At 52.3% G+C, this 14,314-nt stretch carries 16 protein-coding genes and 3 tRNA genes; 6 read left to right on the top strand and 13 right to left on the bottom strand.

Features of this window, described 5'->3' with window-relative positions; genetic code table 11:
- Positions 1–239 (top strand): hypothetical protein (locus ACP5D0_RS00925; protein WP_472363667.1); only part of this gene is annotated, 239 nt, incomplete at its 5' end.
- Here the strand turns inward: ACP5D0_RS00925 and ACP5D0_RS00920 are convergent.
- The 6 genes from ACP5D0_RS00920 to ACP5D0_RS00895 all read right to left on the bottom strand — a co-directional run bounded on the left by ACP5D0_RS00920 (position 236) and on the right by ACP5D0_RS00895 (position 6,250).
- A complete protein-coding gene (locus ACP5D0_RS00920; RefSeq protein ID WP_472363666.1) occupies positions 236–1,117 on the bottom strand; it encodes an alpha/beta hydrolase in 882 nt (293 codons plus the stop codon). The two genes, ACP5D0_RS00925 and ACP5D0_RS00920, sit on opposite strands and share 4 nt — an antisense overlap.
- Positions 1,114–1,677 (bottom strand): peroxiredoxin, encoded by a 564-nt coding sequence (locus ACP5D0_RS00915; RefSeq protein WP_472363665.1) that lies wholly within the window; start codon positions 1,675–1,677, stop codon positions 1,114–1,116. The genes ACP5D0_RS00920 and ACP5D0_RS00915 overlap by 4 nt, the downstream gene beginning before the upstream one ends.
- A gap of 16 nt (positions 1,678–1,693) precedes the next feature.
- Positions 1,694–4,576 (bottom strand): methyl-accepting chemotaxis protein, encoded by a 2,883-nt coding sequence (locus ACP5D0_RS00910; protein ID WP_472363664.1) that lies wholly within the window; start codon positions 4,574–4,576, stop codon positions 1,694–1,696.
- 177 nt (positions 4,577–4,753) lie between these two features.
- Entirely contained in the window at positions 4,754–5,197 is a 444-nt protein-coding gene (locus ACP5D0_RS00905; RefSeq protein WP_472363663.1) for a hypothetical protein, read from the bottom strand.
- On the bottom strand, positions 5,194–5,988 hold the full coding sequence (locus ACP5D0_RS00900; protein WP_472363662.1) for an FAD-binding domain-containing protein: 795 nt from the start codon (positions 5,986–5,988) through the stop codon (positions 5,194–5,196). The genes ACP5D0_RS00905 and ACP5D0_RS00900 overlap by 4 nt, the downstream gene beginning before the upstream one ends.
- 13 nt (positions 5,989–6,001) lie before the next feature.
- On the bottom strand, positions 6,002–6,250 hold the full coding sequence (locus tag ACP5D0_RS00895; protein ID WP_472363661.1) for a TIGR03643 family protein: 249 nt from the start codon (positions 6,248–6,250) through the stop codon (positions 6,002–6,004).
- A gap of 171 nt (positions 6,251–6,421) precedes the next feature.
- On the opposite strand from ACP5D0_RS00895, the gene ACP5D0_RS00890 reads away from it, so the two are divergent.
- The gene (locus ACP5D0_RS00890) at positions 6,422–7,372 is read left to right on the top strand and encodes an alpha/beta fold hydrolase (RefSeq protein WP_472363660.1); all 951 of its coding nucleotides are present in this window, start codon (positions 6,422–6,424) and stop codon (positions 7,370–7,372) included.
- Positions 7,373–7,542: 170 nt separating this feature from the next.
- On the opposite strand, the gene ACP5D0_RS00885 is transcribed toward ACP5D0_RS00890, so the two are convergent.
- Both ACP5D0_RS00885 and ACP5D0_RS00880 read right to left on the bottom strand, forming a co-directional pair.
- The gene (locus ACP5D0_RS00885) at positions 7,543–8,982 is read right to left on the bottom strand and encodes an exonuclease domain-containing protein (RefSeq protein ID WP_472363659.1); all 1,440 of its coding nucleotides are present in this window, start codon (positions 8,980–8,982) and stop codon (positions 7,543–7,545) included.
- Positions 8,979–9,473, bottom strand: coding sequence for a DUF3429 domain-containing protein (locus tag ACP5D0_RS00880; RefSeq protein ID WP_472363707.1), 495 nt, complete (start codon positions 9,471–9,473; stop codon positions 8,979–8,981). The genes ACP5D0_RS00885 and ACP5D0_RS00880 overlap by 4 nt, the downstream gene beginning before the upstream one ends.
- 288 nt (positions 9,474–9,761) lie before the next feature.
- Between ACP5D0_RS00880 and ACP5D0_RS00875 the strand changes: the two genes are divergently transcribed.
- From ACP5D0_RS00875 to ACP5D0_RS00865, 3 genes are all read left to right on the top strand, one after another.
- Positions 9,762–9,837 (top strand) — tRNA-Phe (locus ACP5D0_RS00875).
- Positions 9,838–9,844: 7 nt separating this feature from the next.
- Positions 9,845–9,928 (top strand) — tRNA-Leu (locus tag ACP5D0_RS00870).
- Positions 9,929–9,984: 56 nt separating this feature from the next.
- Positions 9,985–10,071, top strand: a tRNA-Leu gene (locus tag ACP5D0_RS00865).
- Positions 10,072–10,303: 232 nt separating this feature from the next.
- Here the strand turns inward: ACP5D0_RS00865 and ACP5D0_RS00860 are convergent.
- Both ACP5D0_RS00860 and ACP5D0_RS00855 read right to left on the bottom strand, forming a co-directional pair.
- A complete protein-coding gene (locus ACP5D0_RS00860) occupies positions 10,304–10,633 on the bottom strand; it encodes a BrnA antitoxin family protein (protein ID WP_472363658.1) in 330 nt (109 codons plus the stop codon).
- A complete protein-coding gene (locus ACP5D0_RS00855; protein WP_472363657.1) occupies positions 10,623–10,886 on the bottom strand; it encodes a BrnT family toxin in 264 nt (87 codons plus the stop codon). The genes ACP5D0_RS00860 and ACP5D0_RS00855 overlap by 11 nt, the downstream gene beginning before the upstream one ends.
- A gap of 213 nt (positions 10,887–11,099) precedes the next feature.
- Here ACP5D0_RS00855 and ACP5D0_RS00850 point away from each other — a divergent pair, with 213 nt between their 5' ends.
- Entirely contained in the window at positions 11,100–11,450 is a 351-nt protein-coding gene (locus tag ACP5D0_RS00850; RefSeq protein WP_472363656.1) for a hypothetical protein, read from the top strand.
- Between the two features lie 66 nt (positions 11,451–11,516).
- Here ACP5D0_RS00850 and ACP5D0_RS00845 read toward each other — a convergent pair whose 3' ends face one another.
- The 3 genes from ACP5D0_RS00845 to ACP5D0_RS00835 are packed head-to-tail and all read right to left on the bottom strand — an operon-like array spanning position 11,517 to position 14,172.
- Positions 11,517–12,821, bottom strand: a complete 1,305-nt coding sequence (locus ACP5D0_RS00845) for an MFS transporter (RefSeq protein ID WP_472363655.1) — start codon at positions 12,819–12,821, stop codon at positions 11,517–11,519.
- Positions 12,821–13,366: a nuclear transport factor 2 family protein gene (locus ACP5D0_RS00840; protein WP_472363654.1), complete on the bottom strand. Its 546-nt coding sequence runs from the start codon at positions 13,364–13,366 to the stop codon at positions 12,821–12,823. The genes ACP5D0_RS00845 and ACP5D0_RS00840 overlap by 1 nt, the downstream gene beginning before the upstream one ends.
- The gene (locus ACP5D0_RS00835) at positions 13,363–14,172 is read right to left on the bottom strand and encodes an SDR family NAD(P)-dependent oxidoreductase (protein WP_472363653.1); all 810 of its coding nucleotides are present in this window, start codon (positions 14,170–14,172) and stop codon (positions 13,363–13,365) included. Before ACP5D0_RS00835 ends, ACP5D0_RS00840 begins: the two co-directional genes overlap by 4 nt.
- Positions 14,173–14,314: the final 142 nt, after the last annotated feature.

Raw genomic sequence — 14,314 nt, 5'->3', positions numbered from 1 at the left:
CCCAGCAAATCATCCAAAACAATCTGCGCCTGAACAACAAAAATATCGAAGAAAAAAAGCTGCCCAAACAAACCGTGCCGGTCAACGCCATGGACCCCACCCGTCCCCAGAACGACACCCCAGATCCATCCATCCACTACGGCGAAGCCAGTAATGTGCCCTATTGCGCTTCTTACAATGCCGAACTCTTCAAGCAACTCACCCCGAGAATGGAGCAGGTTCTGCGCAACCGGGTTTAAGCGCCAGTGGCGTGAGGCCCAGCCAAAAAGGCCTGCACCTCGCCGAAATGCGCTTCAATCCGCTCAATGGAATCGTGGTCGGCGCCGGGCACGGACAGACACTTGACCGAATTTGGAGCCGCTTGGCACAACGCCTGATGATCCTCAATCGGAATCACCCGATCCGCATCGCCATGCACCAATAACACTGGCACCTGAATGCGCTTTAAGCTGGTGATGGGGGCGATGTCGTCAAACCGGTGACCAATCACCCATTGCACATAGGCCGCAATCAAATTCACCAGGCCTGGCAAAAAACGCAGTCGGTGCAAATGCCGTTTCATCATTCGCTTGGGGTGGACAAAACTGGCCATCGCCACCACGGCATCCACCTCCGCACCGCGTGCCGCCGCCAGCAACACCGCCGCCGCGCCCACCGAATGCCCCACCAGAATCCGCCGGCGGCTCTCATCGGGATGCTGCTGTTGCAGCCAGTCCAACGCTGCCTGCACATCCTCGGCGAACTTGGGCATGGAAGACACCCCGCGCGCATCGCTGTCACCGTGATTGTGCGCATCCAGCATCAAAATGCAATAACCGGCGGCATGGAAGGGGTTTGCCAGCGGCAACAAATCGCTTTTATTCGCGCCCCAACCGTGCATCAGCACCACCGTCGTGTCTGGGTAAGAAGCACCAGGCCTGGCCGGAAGCCACCACCCAGAAAGCCGCCCACCTCGGATATCTGCAATTGCGCAGGCCTGGGCAAACAGGCCAAAACTATCCGGCGTGATGTCATTTGTCCGTCGCGGCGCACGAAAACTGACATGAATCGCCGCCACCAACGCCAGCACAACCACCAAACAGATCGTCACCATCAGCAAGGCGGTTTCGAGCGTCATTTGCCCTCAGCCTGCAAGGCGCTTAAATCTCGAATCACCTCTTTGACGTGTTCATCTGGGTTCACATCACGATAGACTGTCACCAAACGCCCCTGCGGGTCGATGATAAAACTCTGGCGCTTGGCAAACCGCATCACCACCCAGTCCGACAAGGCGTTGTATTGCTTGGCCACCTCACCGGTTTCATCCGCCAGCAAGTCAAACGGCAACTGATGCTTACGCGCAAACGCCTCATGACTGGCTTGGCTGTCCAGCGACAGCCCCAACACCACCGCTTGCTGCGCAATCAGGCGATTGATATTGTCCCGAAAACTGCAGGCTTCCGTGGTGCAGCCCGGGGTATCGTTTTTCGGGTAAAAATACAGCACCACCCACTGGCCTCGGTAGTCTGACAAGGTCACTGTCTCACCCGCCTGATTCGGCAGACTGAAGTCCGGTGCCATATCGCCGGAGACGAGCACGTCATTCGCCTGAACACTCGGTGCAAATATTGTCACACTGCTGATCACAGTCGCCATCACCCAGCGAGACAAGGACTTAAACAATCGCATCATTTTCATACGGAACTGGCTCCTTTTATTTCAGTTCAAACTTGGCAATCGCCTCGCGCAAGGTCTGAGTGGCCTGACGCAAGGCATCGGTGCTGGCATTGGTTTCTTCCACCAAAGCGGCATTTTGCTGGGTCACACCGTCAATCTGACTGATGGCCTTATTCACTTCTTCAATACCACTCGCTTGCTCATTGGAGGCGCGTTCAATGCTCTGAACCAACTCGCCCAGTTTCAACGTCTCTTGGGTGACGCTCTCCAAAGAATGCGCCACTTTTTCCACCCGCGACACCCCTTCTTCAATGGCACGGGAAGAGTCGTTAATCAGCTTTTCAATTTCTTTGGTGGCGTCGGTGGATTTGCCGGCCAAGTTGCGTACTTCACCGGCCACCACCGCAAAACCACGCCCATGCTCTCCTGCACGGGCGGCTTCCACTGCGGCATTCAAGGCCAACAAATTAGTCTGAAACGCAATCGAATCAATCAGGGTGGTGATTTCCTTAATGTGATTCGAAGCCGCTTCAATCGCCCCCATCGACGCTTTGGTGTCCGCCATTAAACGGTTGGCCTCATTGAGCTGGCTATTTTGGTTGCGAGCAATGACCGAAGCCGCTTGGGTACTGTCCAGGTTGCTTTTAATCTGCGCCGTGGTCTGCTCCATCGCCGAAGAGGTTTCTTCCAGCGACGCCGCCTGCTCTTGAGTGCGCTGATTTAAGCTTTCCATCCCTTCATTGACGGTATCGACATGGTCGTTCACTTCCAGACTGATCTGGCCGATTTGTCTGAGCGTTTGCGTCAAGCTGTCCATACTCTGGTTAATGGCCGACTGCGCCTGCTGCAACGCAAATTCATAATTCCCTTCCATGGGTTGGCTGAAATTACCTTGTGCCATGCGTTCGCTGGCGGCAATCACATCCTGAAAACCATCGCGAATCAACGCCAGCGACTGATTAATCGCCACCTGCAATTGCTTGATTTCACCGGTCTGAATCGACTCGATTCGCTTATCCAGATCACCGCGCGCCGCAGAGGCCATCACCTCATTAATCTCGGTAAACACCTGATCCAGACTCACTAGGGTGGATTTCACCTGATCGATCACGTCTTGATACGCTCCCGGCAAATGCGTTTCAATGCGGGCTTTAAAATCACCCGCCGCCATTTTCCCCAAGGCGTCATCGACTGACGCAAACGTCTCGTGCAAGGTATTCATGGTTTGGTTAATGCGATCGGTCAACAGCTTGTAATCGGACTGAAACGGTGTCTGAATACGATAATCCAGACGGCCTTCCACCAGTTCCTCCATGGCGGCATTGGCTTCCGCAATCAGGCTTTGCGAATGCATCACCTGTTGGTTATAGGCCAAGCCCAAACGACCGATTTCATCCTTGAAATAACTGCGCACGCGTTCAAACAGATCCGTTTGCGACACCGCTTTTTCCATGGTCGCCTGCGCCCGCTTAATCGGGCGAATAATCATCCACCACATCACCAAGGCCACCAAGGACACCATCACCAACACGATCGCCACATTCAGCCAAAGGGCTTCACGCGCCATGGCCGTTTGCTGTTCCACAAACGCGGCAAACTGTTGCGCCGGTTCGCTCACAATGTGATACCCCATCAGCGTGTCAGAATAATCGAAAATCGGTAACGCCACGTGATAGAAGCGATCGGTCAGCAGATACCCTTGCGCAAACAACGCTTCCAAATCCAACGCCCGCAGAATATCAATATGCTCGCCTGAGTTTTCCAGCGAAAAATGTTTATCATTACCCACCACCCAGGCCTGGTCGGAACTCAACGGAATGTTGTTTGCATTACGCTGACGGAATTTATCACCGGCCAGCGCATAGTCGCGCGACATCGCGACCATATAATGACGCCCCACCTGTTCAAAATCTCGGCGAATGGAGCCGACCCCTTGAATCAGCTCCACAAAGCCTTCATAACGTCCGTTGTAAAATACCGGCACCGTTGACTTGATATTAAACCCCGCCGACCCCAGCGCCTGAGTGGCTGATGGCTTCTGTTCCGCTAAATTCGCTTGAACATAGCCTCGACCACTTAAATCGGAACGCACTTGCTCTGAAGCCTTTTTCCAGGATTTAAAGTAGGAAATACCGTCTTCATTAACAAAGTTCATTTTAACGTTTTTAAAGTTGGTATTTTCGCGATACTCCTTGCCCACATTCGCCATCCAAGTCGATAAGGCGGCCGCGTCCTCCTTGGCGGACAAGGCTTTGATTTCGGTCGGAAAGGTCAAACCTATCGCATTGGTCAAGCCAATCTCGGTTTTTTTGGTGACCTTATCCTCAATCAACTCCGAAAACTTTTTGGCTTCCTGCTGCATCGCCACCTCGGTCAATTCGGCCATATCCGCCGACTGTTTTGACAAAATCGTTACCAACATTAGCACCGACACCAGTGCCAGCGACAACAGGGTTTTGGTCAGCAACCCGGCTTTCTGCAACCCCGTCTTCGACAACCAAGCGTGTTGCCAACGCCCGACCCAAATACCATTGGTAAATACCATTTTTCCAGCACGAATTTTGTCGTACAAACGCTCGGCGATCTGAACGCGATCCGGCTCGGTGATGATCCGCTTAATGGACGTATAGCCTTGATACTGCCCCTGGGTAAAAATCGGCTGAATCGCCATATCGGCCCAATAGGTGTCGCCATTCTTTTTCACCTCATGCACCGGAAAACGCACGGGACGATTTTTGTGCATCTGCTCCCGAATCACCTCCTGAATCAACGGCGGGCTATCCTTCGCGCGCAATTTCGCCGTCGGCTGCCCAATGATGTCGGCGTTCTGGTAGCCCAACCAGTTTTTATAATCACGATTGATGTAAATAATTCGGCCTTCAGAATCGACATTGGCCGCCAAACGGAGATTTTCATTCATAACAGCTACTCATACTTTGGGGGCAAAGCCCCCTATTAATACTCAAAAAACGCTACAAGGTCACGCCTTTTAATGACCATAAACATTCAGTATACCCAAAGGGGCAGATACTTTTTAGCCAGATAATATTGATTTTTTCAATGCCGCTGCATCAGCCAATTTGCACGAACCACCCGATCAACGCACACGGTGATGGGTCTCTGTCCGCCTCGCCCCCAACAGCAATGGCTCGACTGTTTTCCAATACGGAAAAAACCGCCTCAACGGCAAAGGGACGGACGAATCCACCAGGCCTGGTGGAAACAGAATTTTCAGCCTTGGCAAGACGCACTGCGCACGCGCCATCAACGCCTGCAACACAGGGTCTTGCGCACACTCCGTCACCCAGTCGCCCGCCTGAAAGGCCGTGTTTTTCATCACCGTCACCGTTTCACCGCCCACCACCTCACACCCTTGCTCCGCCAAGGCACACAGGGTTTCATAAAGAAACACCTGCCGCTTTAATGACCAGGCCTGGTCAGCGATATAATCGGCATCCCAAATGTACACCCAACGATCACCTGCCGCTAAATCCGCCGGGCGATGCAAGCACTCGTCATGCACCCAAAAGATTCGACTCATCGCTCGCCTCCAACGCCTTGCTGCGGAAACAATCGCGCCGCCAATTCGTCATAGGTCGCATCAAACAACCGATTGCTAGGGTGCGCCCAATCCAGATGCTCTCCAGCGAAACGCTGAACATTCTCCAAGTTAAAGATATAAGGTTTGGCACTGAAAGTGGAAGCCACCCACTGCCATGAATAATTATTGGAAGCCATGTCACCATCCAGCAAATGCTGCAGAAACCATTTTGCGCCCGCTTGCCAACGCACCCGACGCCAATGCACCACATAAGCCGCCAAATACAAGCGCCCATGATTATGCAAAACGCCCTGCGACAAAAGCGACGCAATCAACTGATCAATCAATCGAACACCGGTTCGCCCCAAAGCAATGTCCTCCGGCAGATTCTCGGCATAATCCGCCGCGCACAGCCCCGTTTTATACGGCTCGTGGTCTTGCCAAATGCGCTCTGGTTGCGCCTGATGCACCCGATGAAAAAAATCGCGCCAGGCCAGCTGCTGAATAAAACGCGCCCGCGTTGCAGGCGCAAACCGCTCACCCAGATCCTCCGCCAGCGTTTTGGGCGACACCACACCGTGGCGAATGTAAGGCGACAAACCGGAAACCGCACCGCCCAAATAATTGCGCTCACGCCCATATTTCACCGGATCCAGCTGCTGCAGTCGATCAAGTGCCGGTTGCACGCCGCCCCGCAGTTCACTCACCGACTCATCCGCCACACCGGATAAATGACGCACATAATCGACGAGCGCCGCCCGATCACAAAAGCTTGTCTCCAAAGGCTTCATATCGTCACCCAACTCAACGCGGTTTATATTGCGTGGGGCAGTAGGCACGCGACACCGCTGGGTTGCGTAACGCCGCGTGTTTGGTTTTTCGCCCAGAGACGCGTGCACGCCAACAACGAAAACTGCCAGGCTTCAGTTCCCGCCGCATCAGCTTAATCACCTCCGCCTCAGTCAGCTGAAAGTTCGCCTCTATGGCTTCAAACGGCGTGCGGTCTTCCCACGCCATTTCAATGATTCGAGACACCTCCTCAGTTGAAAGCATTCCCTCCCCCTTGTTGTCTTAGTTGTTGCTTTAGTTGTTTTCTTGCAGTCAAAATCTTATACAATAATTATATATTAGCTATACAATAATACAACCAATCGCGTTAAGATTGTTTTTCTGCAAAAAACACTGTCAGACACATGATGAAAGACACCTTATGAGAGACACACTATGAGACACGCCTTCCAACACACCCTCAACCTGAGTGCCTTCCTATTGCTCGCGCTTCTCGGCACAAGCAGCCAGGCCAACTACACCACACCGGCGATTGCACTCAACGACGGCCAAGCCCCCACCATTCACTACCACGCCATCGGCAAACCGCAAGCGCCTTTGGTCATCGTTTTAGGCGGTGGCCCAGCCTTTTCCAGCTGGAATCTGGAACCCATTCAACAGCAAATTGCCCAACACGGCTATCTTGCCACCTTAACGGACATGCAAGGCCTGGGCGAAAACCCGCAAACCCCTCCCCACATCTTAACCGGCTGGGTCACGCAAATTAACCGCTTAAAGACACACCTATCACCGCACCAACCGGCGATTTTAGTGGGGCATTCCTGGGGCGCTCTTATGGCAATGCTCTACACCCGTGAACACCCCAACGCCGTGGCCAAGCTCATCCTGCTCAACCCAGTGGATCCCGAAAAAAAATCCATGCAACAACTGACCGACGAAATTCACCATCGCAACCATCAAGAACAAGATCAACAGGCATTCGACACCTCCGAAGCCATGTGGGATAACCGCATCCCAGAAAACATTGATCTCGAAGCCATTACCCTGCGCCAAATCCATCAGGTGCTTCCCACCTATTTTTACGACTACGCACTCGGTCTGGAATATGCCCAACAATTCACCGCGCAAGACTTCGATATCGACCTCAATGTCAACGCCTGGAAAGAATACGACGCCAACCCAATTCAATATGCCCAAATCCCCAAAACACTGCCAAAATACTTTATGGACTGCACCCACGACTACTTAATGCCCTACAACCTCAACGCCATGCAAGCCCATTGGGCATTTAAACAAACCGCCGTGTTCGAACGCTGCGGACATTTTCCGTGGATAGAAGCCCCCAAAGCTTTCAATGAAGCGCTTCAAGGGTTTTTGGAAGAATAAGATATGAAATGAAGGTGCAAACTAATACGCACGCTCGACCCGTGGTGAAAGACCGGGCAAAACGCGAATCAAGCGGCTGAAAAACGTCTAAACAAACCCAATTTTTCGGGTTTTATGCTTATCCAACTGCTCGGTAAATCGACGCCAGCGTCATCTCCGGAGCTTGGGTTTTAATCTGGATACCCGGCTCGGGTTAGCGGGTGCACCTGAATTTTTGGGCTGGGGTTCAGCAGGAATTTGATGAGGATTTTATACACATCCAACTCGATTTGATGGGAAGTGGATTGGGAGGCCAGTATGTCTTGCAGCTGGCTTTCGTCTTGCGCACTGCCCAGCCAGCACCATTGATCAATCAAATGCACTTGCTCCAGCGCGGCCTGTTGTTCTTTGACCAAAATCGCGCCCGGCCAAGGCCAGGCTTTTTCTCGAAGTGGGGCTAGGGCCATATTCAGTCGCACATTATACGTATCTGGCGGCTCTTGCCCACAGCAGGCGCCTTTGCAGCGTTTGAGCTGGAATGCAAAACAGGCACCGTTTCGTTTGTTTTCCAAGCCGGTCAGCCGCTGGCACAGCTGGTATTGTTGCACGAGTTTTTCCAGGGCGCTGAGGGCTTGTTTTTTGGAGCGGTATAAGCCGTATCGGTTTTGCAGGCGCTCCGCACTGAGCTGTTCGGTGCTGACCAGCTTGAGATGGTGGTAGCCTTGTGCGTCTGCCGCCGTCTCAAAGCTCCAAAGCCGGGTGGTTTTTTTCAGCCGCACATTGTATTTCGGACTGAGTTCTTTTATCAGTTTCGCTTCCAGCAGCTGTGCACCCAGATCCCCCGCGCATTGAATCCAATCAACATCGGTCATCTCATGGGCGATATTCAGGTCTTTGGCGTTTTTACGCCCCACGCTAAAGTGGCTGAGGATTCGACTGCGCAGGTTGACCGATTTGCCGACATAAATAATCTGCCGCTGCGCATTGTAAAACCGATACACGCCGGGGCTTTCTGGGCAGTCGTCCAAACTGTGCGGGTCCAGGTGGGATGGCAGGCTGGGCAATTTAAGCTGCTGCTTAATCGCCTCCCAAACCAGGCCTGGTGGTTTTTGGCTTAAAGCCACTTGCAGGAATTGCCACAGCATATCGGCATCGTCCATCGCCCGATGGCGGTGTTCACACGCCAACCCAAACCGCTCGATAATCTGATCCAGCCCATGGCGCTTGTGTTCTGGGTAGAGCGCGCGGGAGAGCTTGACGGTACACATCACTGGCGCTTTAAACGACAGCCCGACGTGTTCAAACGCGGCTTTGATAAAGCCATAATCGAAACGCGCATTGTGCGCTACAAACACTCGGTTTTGAAACCAACTGGCCAACGTATCGGCGACTTCCGCAAAATCCGGCGCATCCGCAACCATGGCATGGCTAATGCCGGTGAGGCGGGTAATCCAAGGTGGAATGGTGCGGCGTGGTTTTAAAAAGGTCTGAAACCGCCCGACTTCTTCCCCTTGGCAGATATGAATCAGGGCGATTTCGGTGATGTCGTCCACATTGAGCTTGCCGCCGGTGGTTTCAATATCCACAAACACCAAATCCGCCAGTGCTGGGTCGTCAGCCCAATCATTCATAACGCCGCCTGATTCAACTGATGAATACCGGTCGCCACCAGACTGACCACCGCAATCGCACTCGCTTGCCAGCGCAAGCTCCAAAACCCTGGCCAAACACGGGGCAGTTTCGCCAGCCGCACCTCGAGCCAAAGCAACCAAACAAAGCCCAGCGCCATCCCAAACCAACTGAGCGGTTCGGCTTGCAACCCCCACATCAGCCAAGCCCAAAGGGCAACAACATTGGAATTGAGCAAGAGCCATTTCGCTTGGCGTTCAGTCATTTGCCTAGGTTCACTTATCGGCTTAGATTCACCCGTCTGGCTAGCTTCCAGCGCCAGCATCCAGTGAATGCCACTAATAAAGCTCAAAATCACCGCCGCATAGGCCAGGCCCCAGCGCGAAACCTCCATCAAACCGAGCAACGAGCTCGGCACACCGCCGAAACTGGCGAACAACAAAAACCAAAAAGGCAAGGTGCCGGCATACACCAAACCCCGTGCAAGATGCATCAGACTCACGGCGTGATTTCCTTGTGAACAGTTACCCCGAAAAACGCCCTAATTAAGTGCCAAGCAGGATCTTGGCGCAAATTTAGGAATCGAAAAATCAAAAATAAATTATCGGATTAGACTTTATCAAAAGCACCGAACATTTGGTACCGAATTTGTCAGACTGTATTCGTGTAATGGTTGAATTCAAGAACCGTGAAATCGGTCTTGTTCAACTTTTTCGGTTTATTTGAAAATAAAATTTGACACCCCGAAACCCGCTCCCTATAATACGCGAATTCATTTTATGGCCACATAGCTCAGTTGGTAGAGCAAAGGATTGAAAATCCTTGTGTCCCTGGTTCGATTCCAGGTGTGGCCACCACATTTTCGCGAGCGTGGTGGAATTGGTAGACACGCCAGATTTAGGTTCTGGTGCCTTTGGTGTGAGAGTTCGAGTCTCTCCGCTCGCACCAGCTTCTAAAGCCCGAGCCTGTCTCTCGGGCTTTTTTCATTTAAAAACACACATCAAGCGGATGTGGCGAAATTGGTAGACGCGCAGGGTTCAGGTCTCTGTGGGGTTAAACCCGTGGGAGTTCGAGTCTCCCCATCCGCACCATATTTAAACCCTAAGACATTGATGTTCTTGGTTTTTTATTCCCTGAAATTTACGATATTGCAAACAATACGGTATTTTGTTTTATTTCATCCTTTCTTCACACCACTTCACCCATATTGAATTCAAGCATTGACAACTCCCTCCTGTGAAGGAAGTTAAATGAGGTGGCCTTGTCAGGCGGCTGGATAGGCCATTTTTTCGGGTGAACTGCACAAGGCAATGCCTATACTGTTTAGTGTGTTGCGTGTTCTTTCATCCACTCATTAAGCGCGTCATTCATTCGGGTTTGCCAGCCTTTGCCGGTGCTTTTGAAATACTCGATGATTTCCGCGTCATAACGAACCGTGACCGCTTGCTTTGGATTCAGTGTTTTTGGTCTGCCCACTGGACGCGCTTTTAATTCGCCTTGTTGTTGTGCTTTCACCAAATCCGGCAAAACATTACTCAGGTTTTGCATTGCCTGCAGATTTAAATCATCCATTAAAGTGCCATCTTCTAGGCCGTGCTGTGTGGCTTGCTTGTCTTCTTTGTCGGTTGGCATCACTACCGTTTTATTCGCCATACTTTTTCACCTCTCGCTTATTAGCCTTGCGTAAACTGATTACCCTTACTCCGCCTGTAATTGGGGTAATGACGGCCACATAAAGCCGTTGCTCTACCACGCCATACACTTGATACCGTTTTTCAGGGTATGGATAACGAGTATCTTCAATGACTTTTGCCGTGCTTAGATCAAACCGTAAAAACCGTTCGAACGACAAACCACGCTCTTTAATGTTCTTCTTATTTTTGTTGTGGTCGTATTCAATATTCATTGATTTATTGTAGTTACATAAATAAAGAGTGCAAGGGTTTTGATTAGGCCGCTAGCCTTTGCGCTGTTACGAATTCGGTCACTCACGCCGCATTTTCGCATTATTTGCCCATTCCTGTCCCCCACCCCTAGGGCGTTTTGTGCTAAAGTTAATGTCTAACTAAGAATAATTTCTTACGATTTCCTTACAAAAATTGTCGAAAAGGCGATGGTGATGGGTCAGCGTTTATTTAAAACCGAGCGGGATAACGACATCATTCAGTGGCTGGTGAATCTGCCACAAGAAACATTGCAAAAAGAGCTCAAGCAGTGCGACTTGAATTCGCTGGCGCAGGCGATGGCGAAGCACTTTTCCCTGGAAGACGCCCGCAAGGTGGCCAATGGCTTGAACCCGACGTTGAAAGCGGAATTCATTAAGGCCGTCCGCATTTACAAAGGCGAGCTGCCGTTTCCCACCAAACGCCGCCAAACCTTGATCCGGTCGCAATTTCGTTACTGGCCAGCGCTGTTGGCCAGCGGCCTATTGCTGTTGCTCATCGTGTTTTTGGATCACTATTTGGGTTAAGGAATTTCTGGGTTGAAGAGCCGGCGTTAAGGTGCGTTTGATTGAATTCGCCAGGCCTGGTCAATCTCAGCGGTGGCCTTTTCGCCACAGCCACCACACCGCCAAGCCTTTCAACCCCACCGGCACCACCGCATACAACCACCATAGTGCGGAAACGGCCGCAGGCGACCCCGCTTCCAGGTCCAGTGCATCCAATAATGGCAAGGCAATGCCAATGGACAGCGCAATCGCCAACTTGGTCAATAACCCCCAGACACCGAACAGGGTGCCCGCGGCTTCCACCGACTGGGCTTCCAACTTCTGCACCAAGTCCACCTGCAATGAAGACGGCAGCGCCAAATCCGCCCCAAGGCTCCATCCGGTTAAAATACAAATCAGTAAATAACCGGTGTAGTCGCCGGTGTCCACCCAAATCAAACCACTGAAACTGACCGCCGAGAACACCATGGAAAACGCCCAGGCCTGGGCTTTTCCAACCTTTTTCGATACCCAGAACCAAAACGGCAAACCCGCCAGGCCAGACACAAAAAACACCGCCAGCAAAACGCCCGCTTGGTCTTCAAGCCCCAGCGCATAACCGACAAAGAACATAAACAGCGTCGCCGGAAACGCATTGGCCAGATTATTAAGAAAATACGACGGCATAATCCGAAACACCCAAGGGTGCTGACGCCACAAGGTGCTTAAATGGATGCGTGCCGGGGGTTGCGACACTTGGTGCCGTAACCGCTCTGTCATGCGAACCACCGGCGACAATTGCCAGGCCTGCCAAAACACCCCCACCGCCAACCCCAGCACCAAAAGCCCATACAACCATGCAAACACCTCCGGCGACGTGGGCGAAGCCGATAGCATCACCGGCAGACTCAAGGCCAACATCACCCCGAGCAACCCAAAGCCTTCCCGAAAACTGGTCAAACGGGTTTTTGCCGCCTTTTGATGCGTCAATTGCGACACCAGCGCCTGATATGGCACCGCCACCAACGTCCAACCCAAAAACGCCAACAAACTCCACACCACCAGATAACCGAAAGGTTCGGACTGAAACCAAGCATCAAATGGAAAAAACAACGGCCAAAATCCCACCAGTAAGATCAAAGCGCCCAACTGAATCTGCCGCAATCGCCCTATCCGCTGCAACCAGCGATCTGAATAAAATCCCACCAACGGATCCGTCACCATATCCACCAAACGGGTCAGAAACAGCGCCGTCCCAATCGCCGTGAGACTCACCGACCAGTGCTCAAACCAATAATTGGGCATGTAAAAATAAAACGGCAACCCCAGCACCGCCAACGGCCATCCCAGCCAACCGTAAGCCAAATCCACCCGCAACCGGTGTTTGTCGCCACGCGCGTATCGTTCCGACATCACCTTTCCTGTCCTTGGTGCGGACTTTTGTTTTGCTCTTTGCCTGTCTCTTTATCCACTTTTTTATCCAGCGGCGCTTTCAAACGGCGATTCACCCAACGGATGACACTGCGCAAAACCGGCACCTGCTGATACACATAACGCCCCGTATCCCAGAAATCAATGTGCGACAGCACAAGGCCATTGGCATCAAACACCACCTTAGAGGTACCGACAATACAATGCACCTGCCCGCCGGCGCGGCTAAAGGTAAACTGCCACTCCAAAAAGGCCACCGGCAAATGACCGGACACCACTTGCGACTGATTCAACGCGGAATGAGTCACTTTAAATTGAGGCTTCTCCACACTGTCAAACATATGCTCGAACACCCGTCCGATCGCCGCCACGCCATACACCCGATTAAACGGGTCTTCAAAATACGCACCGCGCGCAAACAATGGCAACAGTTGCGTGTGCAAGGAAAGGGGCGTCAGCGTTTCATAAGCCTCAATATAGGCACGTAACGCCCGTTTATAATTCTGTGTCTCGATCAACGAATTCATCCTTCACTCTCCCTTGGATGCAACAGGCGGCGCGTCACTGCCAACCGCAACCCAGACGGCAAACACCGAAGCACTTTTAAAAATAACGTCAGTTTTTTCGGGAAATGCAATTCAAACCCCGACGTTGGCCTATCCAGCCAATCGGCAATGCGCTCGGCGGCCGCCTCCACCGACATCAGACCCGGCATAGCAAAATCGTTTTTCTCGGTCAGACGGGTTTTCACAAACCCATGATTCACCACCTGCAAGCGAATGCCCTTTTGCGCCAGCTCGGGCTGCAGCGACTCCGCCAAATTAAGCAACGCCGCCTTGGGCGCAGAATAGCCACCGCCATAGGGCAGCCCTACCTGATTGGCAATGCTCAGATTCCACACCCAACGCATGGGTGGACGCCCCTGCGCCAACCAAACATCGCGCAGCGCCAGTTGCAGTGCGACACACCCCAGATAATTCACCTGCGTCATCTGCCGATAATCGTCCCATGTCATGGCCTCCCACGCACCGGGCACATAAACACCGGCATTGTAAAACCACACATCCACCCGACCAAAAAATGCCCAGGCCTGGTCAACGGCGTGTTTCAACGCCGCCTCGTCCGCCGTGGCCGTAACATCCAAATTCAAGCACTGCAAGGACTCAGGAAAGCGTTGTTTCAAGCTGGCCAGAGGCTCGCTCGTTTCCGCCGTGCGCGCCGAAGCCACCACACGGCATCCCTGGCTCAACCAGCGTTCTACCAACGACAAGCCAATGCCGGACGAAGCGCCGACCAGCCAGATAACGGTTGGTTGCGACGCGGTTGATTTCATTGTTGACGATCTGCCCCGCCCGATTTGGTTTACGTTATTCATACTCTTCTCCATGACTCAATCGCCGATGTGGCCAAAACATTTTCCAAGGAAATGTTCGATAAGACTTGCATCTATTGTACAACCTATGTATAAATATATC

It is taken from the genome of Hydrogenovibrio sp. (assembly GCF_049975065.1).
GTDB lineage: Bacteria > Pseudomonadota > Gammaproteobacteria > Thiomicrospirales > Thiomicrospiraceae > Hydrogenovibrio.
This window is presented reverse-complemented; position numbering and strand designations above follow the sequence as displayed.

Bases quoted from the DNA above. Each gene is read 5' to 3' on its own strand.
- ACP5D0_RS00920 (WP_472363666.1), bottom strand. From the start codon at position 1,117: ATGACGCTCGAAACCGCCTTGCTGATGGTGACGATCTGTTTGGTGGTT.
- ACP5D0_RS00915 (WP_472363665.1), bottom strand. From the start codon at position 1,677: ATGAAAATGATGCGATTGTTTAAGTCCTTGTCTCGCTGGGTGATGGCG.
- ACP5D0_RS00910 (WP_472363664.1), bottom strand. From the start codon at position 4,576: ATGAATGAAAATCTCCGTTTGGCGGCCAATGTCGATTCTGAAGGCCGA.
- ACP5D0_RS00905 (WP_472363663.1), bottom strand. From the start codon at position 5,197: ATGAGTCGAATCTTTTGGGTGCATGACGAGTGCTTGCATCGCCCGGCG.
- ACP5D0_RS00900 (WP_472363662.1), bottom strand. From the start codon at position 5,988: ATGAAGCCTTTGGAGACAAGCTTTTGTGATCGGGCGGCGCTCGTCGAT.
- ACP5D0_RS00895 (WP_472363661.1), bottom strand. From the start codon at position 6,250: ATGCTTTCAACTGAGGAGGTGTCTCGAATCATTGAAATGGCGTGGGAA.
- ACP5D0_RS00890 (WP_472363660.1), top strand. From the start codon at position 6,422: ATGAGACACGCCTTCCAACACACCCTCAACCTGAGTGCCTTCCTATTG.
- ACP5D0_RS00885 (WP_472363659.1), bottom strand. From the start codon at position 8,982: ATGAATGATTGGGCTGACGACCCAGCACTGGCGGATTTGGTGTTTGTG.
- ACP5D0_RS00880 (WP_472363707.1), bottom strand. From the start codon at position 9,473: ATGCATCTTGCACGGGGTTTGGTGTATGCCGGCACCTTGCCTTTTTGG.
- ACP5D0_RS00860 (WP_472363658.1), bottom strand. From the start codon at position 10,633: ATGGCGAATAAAACGGTAGTGATGCCAACCGACAAAGAAGACAAGCAA.
- ACP5D0_RS00855 (WP_472363657.1), bottom strand. From the start codon at position 10,886: ATGAATATTGAATACGACCACAACAAAAATAAGAAGAACATTAAAGAG.
- ACP5D0_RS00850 (WP_472363656.1), top strand. From the start codon at position 11,100: ATGGGTCAGCGTTTATTTAAAACCGAGCGGGATAACGACATCATTCAG.
- ACP5D0_RS00845 (WP_472363655.1), bottom strand. From the start codon at position 12,821: ATGTCGGAACGATACGCGCGTGGCGACAAACACCGGTTGCGGGTGGAT.
- ACP5D0_RS00840 (WP_472363654.1), bottom strand. From the start codon at position 13,366: ATGAATTCGTTGATCGAGACACAGAATTATAAACGGGCGTTACGTGCC.
- ACP5D0_RS00835 (WP_472363653.1), bottom strand. From the start codon at position 14,172: ATGAAATCAACCGCGTCGCAACCAACCGTTATCTGGCTGGTCGGCGCT.